The organism is Streptomyces sp. NPDC097619, from assembly GCF_040302735.1.
In the GTDB taxonomy this organism is placed as follows: Bacteria; Actinomycetota; Actinomycetes; order Streptomycetales; family Streptomycetaceae; genus Streptomyces.
In genome coordinates this window covers 1-19,103 of the sequence record NZ_JBEOSD010000006.1, presented here as the reverse complement: position 1 = coordinate 19,103, position 19,103 = coordinate 1, and the positions used below count along the sequence as shown (strand labels likewise).

The following is a 19,103-nucleotide window of genomic DNA, read 5'->3' as shown; positions in this document are numbered from 1 at the left end:
CGCCGCTCTCCACGGATCCACGCGGATCCGCACGGGCCGCTGCCCCGGACCCCTGAGGGCTCGAAAGGTTGCACGAGTTCGGGGTTCTTTTTTCCGGCTCCGGCCGCCTAGCCTGCGGGTATCGTCCCGGGGCGCGTCCACGCACCCGCCGTCCGCCGCCGTACCGCCGTGCCGTGCCCGCTGAGCGAGGCGCCGCACGACAGCCGACCGCCGGCCGCCGGCCGACCACCCCGGGACAGTCGACATCCGTCCATGGGGGAACCTTGCACTTCACTCGCACCACACGCCTCACACGCACCAAGGGCACCGGGCGCACCGGCATTGCGCGCACCGACTCCACGCACCTCCTCACGGCGGGCACCGCCGCCGCCCTGGCCACGGCCGTGCTGCTGTCCACGGGCTCCACCTCCTTCGCGGCGGGTGCCGCCGGAGCGGAGCTGCCGCCCGTCCGCTTCACGCTGCCCGTGCCGTCCGGCGCGCCGGAGGTGCCCGTCCCGGCGAAGCCGCGGACCGACTTCGACCGCGACGGGAAGAACGACTTCCTGTACCGGTACGTGGACGGCCGTCTGACGGTCCTGCCGGGTGACGGCGGGCCGGAGCGGCCCGCCGAGTTCGACCAGCAGATCTACGAGTACGTCAAGGAGGTCATCCCGATCGGCGACGTCCGCGGGGACAGCCGGCCGGAGGTGCTCTACCTGCAGGAGCGGATGCTGGTCCTGGAGACGGCCGGTGCCCACGACAGCGGGTCCCGCTCGTGGGCGGGCTTCGACTGGCAGCTCTACAACAAGGTGACCTCCCCGGGTGACGTGAACGGGGACGGCCGGCCCGATCTCGTCGCCCGCACCCACTCCGGTGACCTGTACTTCTACGAGGGCACCGGCTTCGACGCGGGCCAGCCCTTCAAGCCCCGGGTCAAGGTGGGCGGCGGCTGGCAGGCGTACGACCAGATCGTCGGCACCAACGACCTCGACGGCGACGGACTCGGCGACCTCGTCGCCCGCGACGTGACGGGCGCCCTCTGGTACTACAAGGGCTCCGGGGGGACGGCGCAGCCCTTCCTGCCCCGGGTCGCGGCGGGGACCGGCTGGAACGCGTACAACCAGCTCGTCGCGGTGGACGACCTCACCGGGGACGGCCGCGCCGACCTCGCGGGCCGCACCCTCACCGGAGAGGTGCTCCTGCACCCGTCCCGGGGCGGGGGCTCCTTCGCGACCGCCGTCCCGCTGGGCGCGGGCACCCGGTACCTGCGGGCCTTCGCGGGGCAGGGCGGGGTCCCGGACCACGGCAAGCACGGGCTCGCCGCCGTCACGCCGAACTCGGACGGCGCCGTGGACGTGTTCCGCGCGCTGGCCGACGGGACGTTCCTGCCGGCCCGGCAGGAACCCACCAACATCGGCCCCGAGGAGGGGATCGGATTCCTCTTCGCGGCCGACGGCCTCGACGGCCGGGACCGGCCCAATCTCATCCTGGACAACGGCTCCCTCTGGTTCCACGAAGGGGCCCGCGCCCTGACGGACCGGGCCACCGGGGCACCGCTCCCGTCCACCGGCCTCTGGCAGGGTCCGGGCGACCTCACCGGAGACGGCGAGGCCGACCTGGTCCAGGTGCTGTCCGGGACGCTCTTCCTCCACGCGCAGGAGGGCATGTCGTACCGGAAGATCACCATCGGAAAGGGCTGGGAGGTCTACGACTCCGTGGTCGGCTCCGGCGACTTCACCGGTGACGGCCGGGCCGACATGGTCGCCCGCGACCGGACCGGCAACCTCTACCTGTACACGGGCACCGGCACGGCCGCCGCGCCCTTCTCCCCGCGCGTGCTGATCGGCAGGGGCTGGCAGGTCTACGACCGGCTCGCCGCCCCCGGCGACCTCACCGGCGACGGCCGCGCCGACCTCGTGGCCCGCGACCCCGAGGGCGGTCTCTTCCGCTACACGGCCACCGGGCAGGGCGGGTCCAAGGTGTTCGCGCCGCGGGTCAAGATCGGCGACGGCTGGAACGCCTACCAGCAGCTCGGCTGATCACCCCGCCCTGCGGGGCCCGGCCACCGCCCACGCGGTTCCGGTCGCCGGCCCCCGCTGTCGGTGCGGTCTGGCAGGGTGCGGACATGGAAGCGTCGAGAGTGGTCGAGTCGTTGTGGGAGCGGATCCAGGCACGTGACTGGGCGGGGGTCGCGGAGCTGCTGGCGGAGGACGCCGTCGTCGACTGGCCGGTGACCGGCGAACGGATCACCGGCCGGGAGAACTACGTCGCGGTCAACCGCGAGTACCCGGAGGGCTGGTCGATCCGCGTGCTGCGGATCGTGGCCGAGGGGGATCGGGTGGCCTCCGAGGTCGAGGTCCCGCACGAGGGGATCGGCGTGTTCCGCGCCGCCTCCTTCTGGACCGTACGGGAGGGGCGGATCGTCCGCGGCACGGAGTACTGGACCGGCGTCGGCAGCGAGTCCCGTCCCGCCTGGCGGAATTCCTACACCTCGCTCCTGTGACCTCCCGGGCCCCCGCGCCCTTGCTCCCCGGCCATGTGTCGAGGAGCAAGGGCGCGTTGCGTTCCCCTCCCCGAGCGGTCGAGGTCGGCACCCCCCGGAAGTCGGCGCCGCATCGTGGAGCGTCGTGGCAGTATCGACAGATGATCGACGCTGAGGACTTGGTCGGACGGCGCCTGCTGAAGGTGACGACGTCCTGGCACCACTACCAGGAGACCGAGCCCTCCCTCCTGCACATGTGGCTGCACATGGAGGGCCTCGGCCCCGTTCGGTTCCACACTCCGGGCGACGGGTTGTCCCTGGAGATCGACCAGCCTGACGGCCCCTATGACATGGACGAATACGGGCACACCACGGTCGAGGACGACCTGCCCGACTTCCCCATGGCCCGGTTCGTCGGCCGGCGGATCCTCTCCGTTCGGGAGATCCGCTACCAGCACGGCGACCACGACTTCGCCATCGGCATCACCGTCCGGTTTCCCACCGGCACCATCCGCGTCCTCAACCTCGCTGACGAGCTCGTCCTGGCCCATGACCGGCACCTGGGTCCGGTCGAGGCACATCTCCGCGAGACGACGACGCCCACGATCCCGGACACCTCGCCCTGAGTCGACACGAACCCAGGGGTCGACGACCTGCGCGTCATCTGCCGGGGCCTCGTCCTCGGCCCCGGCGGGCGCCCGGTACCCGGCAACCAAATGGATCACTGCGCTGAACGACCATGATCGTTCTCGCCGATGGCCGCTGCACCGATCTCCCCCGAGGCCGCACCCGGCCCACCCCGTCGATCGACCGGTTCCGATCGATTGCGCGTGGATGAGCTCACTTTTCTTTCGAGAACGTCCGAGATCCTTCAACTCGCCGGAACCGTCGCGTTCTCGCCACTAGCATCGGCCCCACCGGGCACGGGGGGCGGGCCCGAGGGGCGAGGGGCGGCGGGCGATGACGGCAGCGTTCGAGCAGTACACCCGTGAGATGCACGAGAAGTTCGGCTACTTCGCGGCCTGGGCGCCGAACACGCCCCTGGCTCTCGGGGACGTCGGAACCGTCCGAGGGCACCGCTTCGATCCGGTCACCTCCCTCACCCGGCTGGAGATCCCGTTCGCCGAGTCGTCCGCCGGCCCCGAGAGCACCTTCTCCTACCTCTCCGCCGGGCAGGTGCACACCTCGGTCAGCCCCGAGGTGACCCTCCCGGCGGTGGCGGGGGCGGTCGAGCCGTCCCTCCGGCTCACGGTCACCTTCAGCCGCGCGAAGTCCACCTTCTTCCAGGCCGTGCGCTGCGAGACCCGCAGGATCGCGGACCTGGCCGCCGTGGAGACGGGCATCCGGGAGCGGATGACGGAGAAGCTGTGGAAGAGCGACTACGTCGTGGTCACCGAGCTCGTCCGGACCGGGCCCGCCGTGATCCTGGTGTCCAGCCGCGCCGATACCCGCGTGGAGCTGGAGGTCTCCGCCGAACTGGTCCCGGCGGCGCTCCCGTTGGGCGGCGCCGCCATCGGGCTCGGCTCCGGGATCGACCCCCGGTCCGGGCTCGCCGCGCAGGTCATCACCCCGGAGGGCGGGCTGACCCCGCTCTTCCGGGGCGCGGGGATGCGGCGGCCCGGCATCGGCCGCCGTCGCCTCCGGGTCCGCTCCCACGACACGCCCCCCGAGGTGGCGGAGCGGCGGCTGACACCGCTGTCCTGGGCGGAGTTCAGCCGGGAACCCATCGAACGGATCTGACCGCTCCGACGGATCTCAGGAGAGCCGTGTCCGATACCGTCCCGCCACTCGCGGAGAGCGCCCGCCGGCTGCTGGCCGCCGCCGACGCCATGAGCGTCCGGCTCCCCGAACGCGACCGCCTCATGCGCGCGTTGGACCTGTTGGCCCCCGAGGAGTGGACCCGGGTCTGCGTGGTCCTCCCCGAGGATCCGACCACCGCCCTGCGACGCCCCGCCCGTTGGTTCACCCCCGACGACCTCGGCCAGGTCGTCGAAGTCGCCGGCACGATCGCCCGGATCTACGGATACGAGACGGTCGGGCTCCCCCACATCGCGGTGGCCCTCGCGGCGACCGCCGAGACCCCGGTCAGCGAAGGGGTCCACGGGGCCCACACGGTGGACGGGGGCGACGGGATCGACGGAGCCGCCCACGTGGTCGACGCGGTCGACGTCGTCGACGTGGTCGCCGAAGCCTTCGGCCTCGGTGAGCTGGAGGACTCCCGACGGATCGTGGAACAGCACCTGCTCGCCGTCGAACGGGCCGAGCACGGCGAGGGCGGCACCCCCTCCGCCGGGGTGCACTGGGGCCCCACCGGGAGCGCGCTGCTGCGCAGGCGCCTGGCCGTCCTCGCCCACCTCGCGGCCCGTGCCGCCGCCGTCGCCCTGCTGCTCGTCATCGCGGCCCGGGGGGATTCGGCCTGGGCCTGGCCGGTGGCCCTGGCGGCGGCCGTGTCCTCGCGGGACGCCCGCGAGCAGGAGCAGTACCTCCTGGGCGAACGGGTCACCCCGCTCGAACTCCGCCTCCGCTGGCCCTGGTCGGGCTGCCTGGCCGTCCTGGCCGGGATCCTGGGCCTGACGGAGTCGGCCCTCGTGATCGTCGCCCTGTACGCGCTGCTCGCGGCCGTCGCCGCCCTCGGGGAGTACGGGGCCGCCCGGCAGGTGCGGATGGCGGGGCCCGAGGTGGCACGGGCGGGGTCGCACACCCGCTACCTGATGTCCGTGGCCGCGGTGTTCCCGGTACGGCGCCGCATCGAGCGGGGCGTGCTGGTGGCCGCGGTGGCGGCGACACCCGTGGCCCTCGTCTGGTCGGGGCGCACCCCGTACTGGGTGCCGCTGCTGTGCGTGGCCGTGTTCGCGGCGCGCGCGCTGTCCGGACTGGCGCTGGTCTCGGCCGCCGCGGTGCTCGGCGCGGGCTGGGCCGGCGACTCCGGACAGCTGCCGACGTTGATCGCGGGAGCCGTGGGGGCCCTGCTGGCCGGACTGTCGGCACGGGCCGCCGTGGCCCGCGCGCACCGCCTCCCCTCCGTGACGGTGCCGCTGCCGCGACCCGGCCCCTGGGCGCTCGTCACGGCCCCGGGGCGGGCCGTCCGTGCGGCCCACCGCCGCCTGGAACGCGGACGCCCCGCGGCGGCGCTGAGCCGCTTGGACCGGCTGGACGGGGTGGCCGGGGTGAGTGGGCCGGACGGGGTGGGTGGGGTCGGCCGCGTTGGCGGAGTTGGCGGGCGGCTGCGCCCTGACCGGGGCCACCGGCTCGCTCAGGGGGCTCGTTCGGACCGTCGCGGGGTGGGCCATCGCGGGTCGGAGGTCGCCGCCCTGCGCGGGTGGGCGCTGTTGCTGAGCGGACTGCCGGGCGAGGCCCGGCGGGCCGTCACCCCGTACGCCGGGCAGGGTTCACACGTCCACGAACTGGTGCTGTTCCAGGCGGCCTTGGACCTGTCCGACCGGGACGGCGCCGAGCGCGCGCTGGCGGTGATCCGGGCCGTGCCCGGGCCCGTGCCCCGGACCGTCCGCTCCCCCCTGCAAGCGGCCTGGCTCCACCTCGGCGTCCTGCGCGACGAGGGCCCGCACCTCACGGACCACATCGCCGAACTGGTCCCCCGCGGCATCGACCGCGAGCGCCTGCTGCCCGCCGTGACCCGTCTGCGGCTCACCGCGGAGGCGGCCCTCCCCCGCACCCCCGACGTGGCCTACTACGCGGCCGCCACCGCCGAGATCCTGCTGCGGGTCGGCAGCAACGGCGGGCTGGACGCCCTGACGGACCGTTGGCTCCTCGGGCCGGGGCGGCCGCTCGGGCTGGAGTACGTGCGCTGCGGTGCCGTCCAGGAGCTGGCCGGGCTGGTCGTGGACGGGGCCGACACCCGCGCGCTGGGACGGCTCGGCACCCGCGAGGGAGTCGCCGGACTCCTGATGCGGATGGAGCGTCCCCTCGAAGCCGCCGCCACCCTCAACCTCCTCTCCGACCGGCTCCGGGGCCGGCCCGAGTACCGGCGGGCCGCCCTCGCGGCCCGGATCGACGCCCTGGCCGTCCTGAACACCACCCGCCACCAACTGCGGACGACCGAGGAACGGCAGCGCTGGTGGACGGTGTTCGGGCATACCGTGGAACAGGCCATGGCCCAGGCCGAGGACGGCCGCGACTGGGAAACCCTCGCCGAACTCATCGAAACGGCCCGCCTCCAACTGGGCCCGCGGGCGGAAGGATCCCGAGAGACGGACGACGGCCGGACGGGAACGGCAAGGGCCCGGGGGACGGAGGCAGCCCGGGGGACGGGAGCGGAAGGAGCCCGGGGGACGGAGGAGGTCCCCGGAGCGGGGGCCCCGGACGGCCCGGGAGCAGGGGCCCCGGACGGCCCGGGAGCAGGGGCCCCGTTCATCCGGGTCCGCGGCGGCTCCCGGCTGGAGGACGCGCACTGGTACCGGCCGGAGGACCGACCGCGCGCCTACGCCCTGGAAGAGCTCGCCGAGGCCGTCCTCGGTCCGGGCACCTGGTGGTGGAGCACCTGGTCGGCGGGGCCACTGGTGTACTGGTCGCTCGTTCCGCCCGAAGGACCGGTGCGCGGCGGGGTCCTCCCCTGCGGGCCGGGCTCCGCCCTGGCCACCGTCCTGGCCGAGCTCCGGGACGCCCTGCCGATGCCGTATCCGGGCGAGGACGACGACGCCCTCGCGGACCGGGTCCTGTCGAGCCCCCTGCTGGTCGGACCTCCCCCCGCGGAGGCCGGGCTGGCGCGGCGGCTCGGGCTGCTGGTGCCGGACGCGCTGGTGGCGGCCCTCCGCGCCGCCGGGGATCGGCCGCTGCCGTTGGCCCTCGCCCCCGCCGCCGCCCTGGCCCACGTTCCCTGGGCGATGATCGGGATCCCCGGCGAGGGCCCGGCGGGAGACCGGTCCGATCTGCGCCTGGTGGAGCGCTGCCGGATGGCGGTGGCCCCGCCCGCGGCACTCCTCGCGGCGCTCTGCGAGCGGCCCCGCAGGTTGGAGGCCCCGCCGCTGGCCCTCGCCCTCGTCGACCCGGGCAGTGACCTCGGCGAACCGGACGCCGGGTACGAACTGCCGGGTGCCCGCGCCCTCCTGGACGAGCTCCCCGAGGACGTCCGCGCCCTCACCCCCGCCACGGACGTCTCCTTCGACGGGCTCAGCCGGGTCCTGCGCGGCCTCGGCGCCCGCGGGGAGACCAGTGCGCTCATCGCCTGCCACGCCGTGGAACGCGTCCCCTCCCCGCTGCGCGGCGGCATCGTCCTCCGCCCGGCCCTCGACGGAGCCGACGGGGGCGGGGGCGAGGGCGAGGAGGACAGCGGCAAGGACCACGGGGGCGACGGGGACGACGGGGATCGGGCGGACGGCAACGGACCGGCGGGGGCGCGGGTCCTCACGGCGGGGATGCTGATCGCCGAGCCGGAGCGGTTCCCGATGCCCCGGCAGGTGCTCATGCTGTGCTGCGACAGCGGGGACCTGTCCGGGGCGTTGAACGGCGAGTGGCTGGTCCTGGGCACCGCCCTGCTGTGGGCCGGGGCCGACCGGCTCGTCGTCACCTCGTACCCGACCGTCGACGCGGCCGAGGGGCAGGAGGAGGACGACCTCATCGACCACGCGCTGGTCGGACGGCTCGTGGCGGGCGGTCCCCTGCTCGACGGACTGCGGGCGGTGCAGCTCGGATCGTTGGCGGAGTGGCGGCGGACCGGGGCGCGGGGGGCGCCGCTGCACTGGGCGGGGCACCTCGCGATGGGTGCCTTCGGGCCTCGGCTGCCGCTGGTCCCCCTGGCAGCCGCGCGGCGCAGCCGCGTCAAGGAGTCCGTGGTCCGGCTCGTCGACGAGGCCGCCGGCCTCGCGGCCGCGGCCGGACGGGACCGGGTCACCCTCTGGGACCTGATGGTGCAGCTCGGCCTGTACGGCTACGAGGAGGACCTGCCGCTCTGGCGCATGCTCGCCCTCCGGAGCGTGCTGTACCCGTACGTCATCGCGAACTCCCTGCGGGAGGGCCGGGCGGCGGCGCGCGAGGGGGCGGTCGGGCTGTCACCGGAGGTGGTGGAGGTGTTGCGGGCGGCGGCGGGGCACGCCCGGACCGGCGGGCACGAGATCGTGGAGACGGAACACGTGCTGGTGGCGTTCCTCCAGGCCCCGGGACGGCAGGCGGCCGCGGCCCGCGCCGTCACCGGCTGGGACGCCCGGATGAGCGATGTGCACCGGGACCTCCTCGACGAGGTGCTCAACGGGATCCGCGTCACCCGCTGCCCGCAGGTCCGTCACCTCTCCGCGGCGGCCGTGACCCGGCTCCACGAGGTGATGGAGGCGGAGCCGGGTCGGGGCGACGCGGACGGGGCGCAGGAGAAGGGGGCGGTGGCGTCATGAGCGTGCCACGGGCTGCGGGGCGGGCGGGCGCGCAACCCGCCCCGCGCGGTCGGACGCGCCCCTGCCGGTCGCGGGGTCAGACGACCGTGACCGGGTGACGGACCACGGCGTCGAAGAGGTAGCCCTGGGTGTTGTGGGCGGCGGTGTCCGGCTGGGTGCGGCCGGTGGCGTCGGTGGCGCGGGCCAGCAGGGCGGTCGGGCCGGTGGTGCGCGGGGTCCACGGCACCGACCAGCGCACCCAGGAGCCGCGCCGCGGGACGTCGTGGAAACGGGCCCGCTGCCAGTGCGTCCCGCCGTCCGTGCTGACCTCCACCCGGTGCACGGGGGCCGCGCCCGACCAGGAACGCCCGGTCAGCAGCCGCGTGCGGTGCACCGGCACGGTGGCGCCGGACTGCAGCTCGAAGGCGCTCTTGAGGGTCTGTCGGGTCAGCGGGGCGCTGCCCTGAGGGGGCTGGTCGGGGCCGAAGAGACGGTAGAGGTCGGTGTTCCACGGGGTGTACAGCGGCTCGGCGCTGACCTCGATGTCGCCGACCCACTTGATGGAGGAGATGCCGATCCAGTCGGGGACGACGACCCGGACGGGGCCTCCGTGGTCGGCGGGGAGCGGTTCCCCGTTCATCTCGTAGGCGAGGATCACGTCGTCGAGGGCCTTGGAGACGGGCAGGGGACGGCGGACCCGCCCCAGGTTCACGCCGTTGGTGACGACCTCGTCGTCGCGTCCCCGGGGCAGTACGTCCACGGCCCGACGGGTCACGCCGGCCCGCCGCAGGACGTCCGACAGGCGGGCGCCGCGCCATCGGGCCACCCCGATGGCGCCGAGGGTCCAGGCCGTTCCGGTGACCGTCTGCCCCTGCTGGGTGGTGTAGAAGCTGCGGCCGTTGCCCGCGCACTCGATGAACAGGGTCCGTTCGACGGCCGGGAGCGAGCGCAACCGGTCGTACGAGAACTCCACCGGTCCACCGGAGAGCGCGTCGCCCCACACGCTGAGCCGCCAGTCGGCGGCGTCGAGGCGGGGGGTGACGGTGTGGTTGCGGACGAAGAACCGGTCCAGCGGGGTGAGGTGACCCGTGCCGCGCAGGGCGGCGAAATTGGTCTCGGCGTTGGTGCCCCGGAGGGTGAACAGCTCGGGCGGCAAAGGCTTCACGATGCCGGGGGCGGCGGGAGCCGCGGGCGTGGCGGGGGTCGTGGGGGTAGCGAGGGCTGTGGGGGTCGCGGGGGTGGCGCCGGCAGCCCGGGCAGGTGCGGCGACGGCGGCTCCCAGCGGGCCGGCGGCCGCGGCCCCCGCCGCGAACAACCGGAGCAGGTCGCGGCGGTCCACCCCGGCGGACCGGGCCCTGCCCCGCGCCCACTGGCGCAGCCGGGCACGGTCGTACTGGCTCTCGTCCGACAGGTCGACGGGCATGGCGGCGCTCCTCGGTAGCGGTTCCCGACGGACCGTAGAACCCCTCCCCCACCTGCGTGAACCACCCCCGCCCGGATGTCCACGAACCTGCAACACCCCCGCAACGCAAGCGGCTCGGGCGGGCTGGGCACGGGAGGGCAGGCGGACGGGCCGGGCGGGCGGGCGGGTGTACGGGTGCACGGCCGGGCGGTCTCGATGGGTTCATGGCGCTTCAGTCTGCGGCGGCCAGGGCTCCTCTCGTGGCCGCCGCACCCGATTCCGGTGCGGTCCGCCAGGGGGCGAGGTGGGGGGCGTGAGCGGTGAGAGCGGCGTGCATGTGGAGAGCCGTTCCACCGAAGTGGGTGTGCGGAAGGCCGAGTTCGTCGGCGGCGTCGTTCAGCGCCCGCTCCAGCCGCTCGACGGTCGGGAGCTCGGTGAGCATCCGCCTGGCCCGGTGCACGACCATCTGCAGCCGCGCGAACGGGACCCCCGCTTCCTCGGCGTCCCGGCGGCCGACGGCCCGGTGCTCGCGGTACAGCTCGCGCCACATCACGGTGTGGGGATCGAGCTCCGTCACGTCCGAGCGCGAGGTCCAGGCGTCGTTCGGTATCCGCCAGGCCCGCCACCGGCTCGACTTCCGGGGCTTCCGCCGCCCGGCCACCCGCACCATCCCCCGCAACCGCACGCCCCCACCAGCCGCCGTCTCCTCCGTGTCACCGCTCCCGTCCCTCCGCTCCCTGACGCTCTCGACCACGTCCCAGTAGTCGAGCAGGAAGGTCACCCGGCTGTACGGTTCGAGCCTGACCAGGCTCTGCGTGGAGACGGTCTCGTCTCCGGTGAACCCGAAGAGGGCCGGGCAGATCGCATAGCGTCCCGCCCTCGCGCCCGACACCACGAGCGCGGGCCCGTGGACCGTCACCCCGTACCGCCCGGGGTTCTCGACCACCAGGTGCGCCACCTCCAGGTGCGCCGACGGCGCCCCTCCGTCGAAGGGCGGGTAGGCGATCCCCCACTTCCCGGTGTCGTTGACCGCCATGGCGCTCTCGCTCAGGACCGCCGCGTTGAGCTGCACCCGCACCCGCCCACCGTCGAGCACGTGCTTGACGACCTGCCAGCCGAGGGTGGTCACCGCCACGGTGAAGCTCAAGAGCGACACGACGAGGGCGAAGGCCGGGGTCTGCATTCCGAACAACTCGGCAGGATTCACACTCACCGACCCATGCTAGCCGGCCCGCCGCTTCCGCCCCTCGGGCCGCAGGGCCTACCTCCCCAGCGCTTCCCGCATCTCCTCGACCAGGGCCGCGCGTCAGACGAACTCCGCGCCAAGCGCGGACGTACTCCTCCGACTCCGCAACCTGGCCGGCCGCTGCTCGTGCGGGGCTTCGGGGGTGGGTTCCTTAAGGGAGGTGTAAGCGGTGGGGATTTGGGGGGTACTTGTGTGCGGGAGGGGTTAGGTTCGGGGATGTTCAGGGAATCGCGGGTTTCCGCGAGGCCCGGCGCCGAGGCCCCGGGGACGGGTCCGGTGCCGCCGCGGCTCGGTCCCACACCCCCCGGGACCGGGCCCGCGGCCGGGCCCCGTGCGGGCCTCGCGCCGTCAGACGCGCACGGTGTGCGGAAGGCCCGTGAGGAAGTCGGCCAGCAGGCGGTCCAGTTCCGCGGGGCGTTCGAGGTGCAGGTCGTGGCCCGTGCCGGGGAGGCTGACGGCTCGGGTGGTCGGGCGGAGTCGGAGCATCCGCTCGGTCTCCTCCCGCGGGATGATGCCGGACTGGCCGAGGACGAGCAGGACCGGGCAGGTGATGTCCGTCCACTCCTGCCAGTACGCGCGCCGTGCGAGCTCGGCCAGCGAATCGGTCATGGCCTCGCGGTCGAAGCGGGGCCACCAGCCGCCGTCACGTCCCTCCAGCCCCGCCGCCCACGCCTCGCCGACCGGTCCGCCGCCGAAGAACTCGACGGCCGCCGCGCGGTCCGGGAACGGGCGCGGCCAGGCGTCGAGCAGCCCGCCGATCTCCTCCTGGACACCGGGGTTCGGGCCGCCGGCGCCCGCTTCGACCAGTACGGCGGCGTGCAGCCGCTCGGGGTGACCGGCGGCCGTGAGCAGGGCGGTGTGGCCGCCGAGGGACTGGCCGACGAGGACCGGCTCCTCCAGTTCGAGCTGGTCCAGGACGGCGAGGACATCGGCCACGTACGCGGCGCGGGAGAGGTCCGTCGGTTGTCCTTCGCAGGCGCCGTGGCCACGCTGGTCGACGGCGACGACCCGGTGCCGGGCGCTCAGCCGCTCGGCCAGGACGTCCCATTCACCGGCGTGACCGGCGAGTCCGTGGAGGAGGACGACGGGGCGGCCGGGGCCGGCCCAGTCCCGGCAGGCGAGGCGAATGCCGTCACGGTCCACGGTGCGCGCGGTCCAGGTCATGCGGGCTCGATTCGTGGGTGGGTCGGTCGGTGGGTCGGTCGGTCGGTCGGTCGAGGGTGATGGCCTCGGGGACGGGGGCCTCAGGGGGCCGGGGTCAGGGCGGAGGCGTGGAGGGCGCGGTGGACGGCTTGGCGGTCCTCGTCGGTCAAGGGGGACGCCGCGTCGAGTGCGGCCTCGATGACGGGGGCGGTCAGGGTGCGGGATTCGGCGGCGGCGAGCAGGTCCGCGGCGTGGGCCCGGGACGGGCAGCGTTCCGAGGCGGCCAGGTCGCGGAGGGCCTCGTCGCGGTCCGCGAAACGGCTCATGCCGCAGTCGAGACCGTCGTCGCGCAGGTCCTCCGGGTACGGGGCGCGGTTCCAGGCGCCGTTCTCGTACCAGTAGACGCAGCCGATCTCGTCGAGGAGCTCGCGGAGGCGGTCGTGCGGCAGCCAGTCGGGGGCGCCGGAGAGCACGTCGACGGGCCGGTCGTGCCACCTGACCTCGCTGGACTCGTCCTCGCCGTAGAGCACGTAGCGACCTTCGCCGAGGGGGGTCAGGGTCCACCAGGTGCATCCGGAGTCGTCGAGCCGCAGGCCCTCCTCGGAGATCCAGCTGCCGTGGCGGCGGGTGCGGGCCTCGGCGGCCGCGGTGGCCTCCATGACGGCGGCCAGCGCCCAGCGGGACCAGAGGAGTTCCGCCGCGGGCAGGTTTCCGGGCCGCCCCGGCCTTTCGATCGTCATGGTGGTGCAGCCCCCTCGTTGTTCCCGGCTTGCGCGGCCGGTGCCGGTCGCGCCTCTCGCGCCGGTCGAGCCCGTCGCGTGGGCCGGATGTGTCGTACGTGTTCTGCGCGTCGGGCGCGCCGTGCGTGGGAGGTGGTGCGTGCCGTGCTCGTCGCGCGTCTTCGCGTGCGTCCCGTGCGCGTCGTGCACGGCTCGTGCGCGCCCCTCCCGTCGTGATCCTATGCCTCGGCCGGAGGCGGCTCCGATCCGCGTCGGGGTGCGTGGCGGGGTGCTTCGTGGGCACGAGCTGAACATGACCGTGATGCTGCTGCTTCTGGTTCCGCTCGCGCTCGCGCTTGTTCTGTTGGCGACGTCGCATCCGCCGCATCAGGGGCGGCATCGGGGGCGTTGAGCCCGACAGGAGTCCGGCCCTGCCGGCTCCGTCGGCTCGACGCCGTGCGGGCCGAGGAGAGCCTGGGCCGCTCCTGGCCCCTGGTCCCTGGCCTGGTCCCTGGTCCCTGGCCTGGTCCCTGGTCCCTGGTCCCGAGGCTCCGGATCCCGGTGTCGGTGGGGCGTGTGAGGATCGGGGGATGCAGCGTGTCGTGGTGGTTCCTGCCGATCCGAGCCGTTCCGAGGTGTACGCGGAGTGGGTGCGTGCCCATGAGCCGGGTGGGGAGGGAGCCGCGCGGCTGGTCCTCGACGGGGTGCGGGAGCGGATTTCGCGCGCCTACCCGAAGGCGGGGCGGGCGCTGGAGGAGTTGGCCGCGCCCGCGCGGGGGCTACCGGCGGCGCATCTGCCCTGGTACTGGGACACGGTCGCGCACCGGTTCGCCTCCTGGGACCGGCGGGCCGCCGGTCGGGCGTACGCGTCGGCGCGGGCCGCCGAGCGGGAGCACCAGCTGCCGGTGGACGTGGACTGGCGCCGTCGGAACGTCCTGTTCCTCGCCGGTGTCGGCGCGCTCCCCGCGAAGGAGCTGAGCGGGCACCAGGCGTGGCTGGGTTCGGTGCTGGAGCCGGTGCCCGCGCACGAGGAGTTCGTGCGGGTGCTCACCGCGTGGGCCGCCTCCCCGGGCGAGCTGCCCGCCGACCTGGCACGTCGGATCCGCGCCTCGGCACGGGCGGCGGGGCTGGGCGGGGCAGAGGAGGCCCGGGTCCTGGCCCGTACGGTCGGTGCGGCGCGGGGGAAGGCCGTACCGGACCGCCTGCTGGACGAGGCCGCCGGACCGCTGGCCGCGCACCTTCAGGGGGAGGCCGAACTCGCCTCGCTGCTGGAGCTGTTCCCCGAGTCGAAGAACGACGCCGCCGCCTGGTTGCGGCTGCTGCTGCGGTCGGGGGCGGCGGAGGCCGTCGTCGCGGGGCGGGTGGTTCCGGAGGGTGGGCCCGGTGGTTGGCTGGGCCGGTTCACCCGTTCGTACGGGCACCGCAAGGTGCCCTACGGCGGGGTGGCCCGTCAGCCCGTACCGGCGGAACTCCTGGAGATCGTCGCCCTGTTCGCGCCCCGGCTGCGGGCCGGCGGGCCCGTCGTCCTGCACGAGGACCGGTGGCGGTGGCCGGGGCTCGACGCCGATCTCCTCGACGCATGCCTGGCCGAGGGGATCACCGTGGTGGACCCGGGCGAGCAGGTCCGGTTGAGTTTCTGGGAGGGCCGTTCGCGCCGCGATCTCAAGGCGCTGGCTGCGGACCCGGTGTTCGGGCCGCGCCTGGAGGGCACCGTGCACGCGGGGCTGCGCGGCGGTGGTACCGCCATCACCCGGCTCCCGGAGAACCCCGGGATCGCCGCCGGGGTGCACTCCCGGGTCGAGGGCCTGCTCGACGCCCTGGCCGGCGGCGGGCTCGCCGCGGCCGACGAGGCCGTGACGGAGCTCGCCGGCCTGCTGGACCGCCCCACCGCCACCGCGCTGGACGGCATCGAGGAGGCGCTCGCCGCCCTCGACCTGACGGGTCCGCTGGCCCGGGCGCTGCGCGCCGGGCTCCCCGAGGAACTGGGCTGGCCGGCCCTGGAGGAGGCGGTGGCCGCGACGGCGCCCGCCGGGGTGGTCGGGGTGACGTGCACCTGGCCCGTCCTCACGGTGTACGGGCCGTCGAAGGCCGTGGCGGTCGCGCCGGACGGGATCCGGGCGAGCTTCTCCTTCGCGCTCCCGGAGGGGGCGACCGGGCACACCGCGCACTACGTCGGCGGGAGCTTCCTGATCGGCTGGACCGAGGGGGACGGCACCCCCCTCCGGGCCTTCTGGTCGGACCGGCCCGAGGACGTGTTCGTCCCCGAGCGGCAGTTCGGGATGCGCCCGTACGGGGGCAGCATCCGGGGCGGCCTGGGCTACCAGTTCGAGACGGCCGACGGCGGCGGACGCCATGACGGGGAGCGGGTCCTGCGTCCCGGGGGCCGGGAGGGCATCGGCCGCCACGACTACCAGATGGGCGACGGCACGCGCGTCTGGAGTTCGGAGGTGTTCGACGGACTCAAGGGCTGGGCGCGGGTGGACCCGATCACGGGAGAGCGGACGCCGCAGGCCGAGCTGCCACCCTTCCACACCGCCGAACTCCCGCCGGGTACCGCTCACTTCGGGGACCATCTGATCCTGGCCGCTCTGCCGGCCGGGGCTCCCGCCTCTCCCCTGGGCCAGGACGGACCGCTCACCGGCTGCCGGGTGCTGCACCGCACCCCGTACGCGGGCCCCTCCCCGACCGAGTTCGTCCTCGAAGGGGTGGACGGGCGCCGCGCCCGGTACCGGAGCGGCCGGCCGGGCCGCCGCCCGTGGGGGATCCTCCGGCTGCCGCAGGGCGGGGAGGACGCCGTCCTCGCGGGCGGGACGGTGATCCGCTGCCATTCCGCGGTGGACGGCTCCCTGCTCTGGGAAACCCACGGTTTCCCGACGCCCGGGAGCGGGCCGCGGGACCGGCACGCGGGCCACGCGGTGGGCCCGTACCCGCCGCCCGCGTTCTGGCACTTCCTCACCCCGCGCGATCCGGCGGCTTCCGCGACGCTCCGCGTCGTCGGGCGGGAGCGGCCGGAGGCCGTGCGCGGCCTGCTGGAGACGGCCGTGCGGGAGGGGGACGGGGAGGCCCTGCGGGCCGGGGCCGCACGGCTGCTCACCACGGACGCCGGCGGAACGGCGGGCCCTGGTGGAACGGCGGACGCCGGTCGCCCCACGAACGCCGGTCACCCCACGGACGGCGATCGGCCCGCGGACGTCGATCCTCGGATCGTGGACGGGGTCGTACGGGCCGCGCTGCTGGCCGCCGGGGTGCTGCGGCGGCGCGAGGAGCTGTCCCGTCGGGTCGCGATCATGCGGGCCGGTCCGGTGGTGGAGCTGCCGCGCCCGGTCCCGGACGCGGTGCTGGCGCCCGCGCTGGGTGGGCTGCTGCCGCGCGTCCTGCCGTACGGGGCGTACGTTCCGGGGCCGCATCCGGCGACGTTGACCGCGGTGGCGGCGGAGGGGCGGAGGCTGCGCGGGGAGATCGACGAGGAGACCCGGCGGCTGGCCCTGCCCGCCGCGCCGGCCCCGTGGACGGCGTTGCTGGGGTCGGTCGACGCGGTGGCCTGGCGCGCGGTCGTCGGCACCACGTCCGAGGAGGAGCGGGCGGCCCTGACCGCGCTGTTGGAGACCTGGGCGGCGCAGCCGTTCGCCGAGGCGGGCGGGCGCTGGCGGACCGGCCCGTGGACGGCGGGCTCCCCGGACGGCCCGGTGGTACGGCCCGCGCCGACCAGCGGGCCCGCCGAATCGGCGGGGTCCGATCCCCGAACCCGGGCCGAAGCCGATCCCGAGACTGATCTCGACGCCGACGCCGACGCCGACGCCGAAGCCGAAGCCGGAGCCGGGCCCGGGGTCCGTACCGTCTCCGTGACCCGGGACGAGGCCGGGCGGCTGCCGCGGCTGCTGGAGTGCCTGGAGCGGAACGGCCCCCTCGCCCTGGCCCCGGAGGCCGTGGACGTCTTCGTGCGGCGCACGGGCGCCCGGCGGGCGGTCGCCGCCCTGGTGTGGGGCGGGCTGCCGTACCGGGAGGGACACGACGAGCACCTGAAGGCGTTGCGGGCGGCCCCGTTCAAGGCGGACAAGGCGATGGCCGGGGTGTACGACGGCCTGCGGCAGCGTCTCGGGGACGCCGGGTGTCGGGCGGTGCTCGCGGCCGGCGTCCCGGAGGACCCGGCCGCGCTGTGGGAGCCGGGCGGGCCGGCGGCGGCCGCCGCGCGGATGGCGGAGGTGTGGGTGGAGCTGCTCGGGGCCGAGGAGTACGTGGACGAGGAGTTGGTGACCGCCCTGGAGGAGGAGCTGGGGCTGGGTTCCGGTTGGGCCCGGGCCCTGACGGGCGGCCCGGAGGCCGCGGCGCGGGCCGTGCCCTCGGCGGCGGGCGTGCTGGTGGGCACCCCGAGCGGTGGAGTGGCCCTGCACCACACCGGGCCGGACGGCGGTGCCGGCCGCGTCGTGTTCGCTTCGGAGCCGCCGCACGTGGCACCGGCCTCCGTGGTGGTCTGGGCGCTGACGGAGCTGCCGGTGGGGCATCCGGCCGCCGCCGGGGCGGCGGCGGTCCGGGCCGTCCTGCGGGACCGGCTGGACGATCCGCGGTGGTTGGTGCCGCTCGGCAAGCAGTACGCGCTGGGCCGGGCCGTGGACTGGGACGAGACCTTCGGGCCGTACGTGGGGACGGTGCTGCCGTGCCCCCGGGCGCTGTACCGGGAGGACACGGTGGTGTCCACGGTGCACGACGACGGGGTGTTCGTGGTGTCGGTGCCGGGCCGGGACCTGTTCCTGCGCCCCGCGGCGCTCGGGGATCCGGCCGGCCTGGCCCGCGCGGAGCGGGTCTGCGAGGAGCTGGACCTGCCGCACGTCCGGGCCGCGATCGACCGGTTGCTGTTGGTCCGTGGGGACGGACCGGAGCGGATGCTCGCCCGCGCCGCCGATGGTCCGGTGCCGGCGGGCCGGTACGAGCTGGACCCCTCGGTGAGTGTGCCGGAGCTGGTGGCGGAGGTGGCCGGGGTCCTCGGGGTGGGGGCCGAGGCGGCCGCGCTGTACCTCCAGTTGCTGGCGTTGGCCCGGCCCACCGACCGCAACGTCCGCCGCTGGAACGGATGGAGCCCGGCCCGGCACAAGGCCGCGCAGGCGGAGCTGGTGGCGGCGGGCGCGGTGGAGCCGGGCCGGCGGGCCCGGGCCGGCCGCGGGGTCTTCGTCCCCGGACCGTGGAGCGAGCCGAAGGCCCCGCACCTGCCACTGGAGAGCGCCAAGCTCGGTGCGTACGGGCTCGCCCCCGACTCCGTCGAGCCGGAGCCGCCCTTCCTCCGTCTGCTGTCCCCGGTGCCGCCGCACGAACTCTTCACGGCTGCCTGGCGGTCGGCGCCCCGCTGATCGGATCCGCCCGGAGGCCGCCTCGGCGACTTCGGCGGCGTGTGAGCCGGGCGGCGGCACGGGGCCGCCGCCCGGCCGCGAGCCGTCAGCGGCCGGAGCCCCGGGAGCCGCCGGACCGACCCGTCCGCTTGCGGACGGCCACGGCGAGGACGGTGCCCGCTGCGGCTCCGGCGAGGGCCCAGGGAATGCTGGGGTGCCCGTCGTTGAGGTCGTAGCCGATGGCGCAGCAGAGCAGGAACAGGGCGAAGCCGTACACGAGGGCCAGCTGCCTGTGGTTCATGGTGTTCCCTAAGAATGTAGGCGGTCCGGGAGGACCGGGTGTGGCTGATGGTGGTCTGCCGCTTGTGGCTCCGAAGGAATGGCCGCCCGGTCCTCCGGGACGCTCCGACCACTGATTGAGAACTGCGGTCATCGCTGGTTAGGGACCTGTCGGCGGAGTGTTCTTCGGGCCACGGAGATGCTGGTCACGG

11 protein-coding genes are annotated in these 19,103 nt (G+C 75.2%); 6 read left to right on the top strand and 5 right to left on the bottom strand.

Features of this window, described 5'->3' with window-relative positions; translation table 11 throughout:
• Positions 1 to 263: 263 nt before the first annotated feature.
• From ABTZ17_RS02855 to ABTZ17_RS02835, 5 genes are all read left to right on the top strand, one after another.
• Complete coding sequence (locus ABTZ17_RS02855) at positions 264 to 2,018, top strand: FG-GAP repeat domain-containing protein (protein ID WP_352193689.1); 1,755 nt, start codon at positions 264 to 266, stop codon at positions 2,016 to 2,018.
• Between the two features lie 86 nt (positions 2,019 to 2,104).
• Entirely contained in the window at positions 2,105 to 2,482 is a 378-nt protein-coding gene (locus ABTZ17_RS02850; RefSeq protein WP_352193688.1) for a nuclear transport factor 2 family protein, read from the top strand.
• Between the two features lie 140 nt (positions 2,483 to 2,622).
• Positions 2,623 to 3,087 (top strand): hypothetical protein, encoded by a 465-nt coding sequence (locus ABTZ17_RS02845; protein ID WP_352193687.1) that lies wholly within the window; start codon positions 2,623 to 2,625, stop codon positions 3,085 to 3,087.
• Between the two features lie 334 nt (positions 3,088 to 3,421).
• Complete coding sequence (locus ABTZ17_RS02840; RefSeq protein ID WP_352193686.1) at positions 3,422 to 4,201, top strand: hypothetical protein; 780 nt, start codon at positions 3,422 to 3,424, stop codon at positions 4,199 to 4,201.
• A gap of 26 nt (positions 4,202 to 4,227) precedes the next feature.
• A complete protein-coding gene (locus ABTZ17_RS02835; protein WP_352193685.1) occupies positions 4,228 to 8,802 on the top strand; it encodes a CHAT domain-containing protein in 4,575 nt (1,524 codons plus the stop codon).
• Between the two features lie 76 nt (positions 8,803 to 8,878).
• On the opposite strand, the gene ABTZ17_RS02830 is transcribed toward ABTZ17_RS02835, so the two are convergent.
• The 4 genes from ABTZ17_RS02830 to ABTZ17_RS02815 all read right to left on the bottom strand — a co-directional run bounded on the left by ABTZ17_RS02830 (position 8,879) and on the right by ABTZ17_RS02815 (position 13,312).
• Positions 8,879 to 10,204, bottom strand: coding sequence for a sulfite oxidase (locus ABTZ17_RS02830; RefSeq protein WP_352193684.1), 1,326 nt, complete (start codon positions 10,202 to 10,204; stop codon positions 8,879 to 8,881).
• A 211-nt stretch (positions 10,205 to 10,415) separates the two neighbouring features.
• Entirely contained in the window at positions 10,416 to 11,396 is a 981-nt protein-coding gene (locus tag ABTZ17_RS02825; RefSeq protein WP_352193683.1) for a hypothetical protein, read from the bottom strand.
• A gap of 381 nt (positions 11,397 to 11,777) precedes the next feature.
• On the bottom strand, positions 11,778 to 12,593 hold the full coding sequence (locus ABTZ17_RS02820; protein ID WP_352193682.1) for an alpha/beta fold hydrolase: 816 nt from the start codon (positions 12,591 to 12,593) through the stop codon (positions 11,778 to 11,780).
• Positions 12,594 to 12,673: 80 nt separating this feature from the next.
• Positions 12,674 to 13,312 (bottom strand): hypothetical protein, encoded by a 639-nt coding sequence (locus tag ABTZ17_RS02815; protein WP_352193681.1) that lies wholly within the window; start codon positions 13,310 to 13,312, stop codon positions 12,674 to 12,676.
• 569 nt (positions 13,313 to 13,881) lie between these two features.
• On the opposite strand from ABTZ17_RS02815, the gene ABTZ17_RS02810 reads away from it, so the two are divergent.
• Entirely contained in the window at positions 13,882 to 18,633 is a 4,752-nt protein-coding gene (locus tag ABTZ17_RS02810) for a hypothetical protein (protein ID WP_352193680.1), read from the top strand.
• A gap of 85 nt (positions 18,634 to 18,718) precedes the next feature.
• Here the strand turns inward: ABTZ17_RS02810 and ABTZ17_RS02805 are convergent, their stop codons facing one another.
• Positions 18,719 to 18,913, bottom strand: a complete 195-nt coding sequence (locus tag ABTZ17_RS02805) for a hypothetical protein (RefSeq protein ID WP_352193679.1) — start codon at positions 18,911 to 18,913, stop codon at positions 18,719 to 18,721.
• Between the last annotated feature and the right edge of the window lie 190 nt (positions 18,914 to 19,103).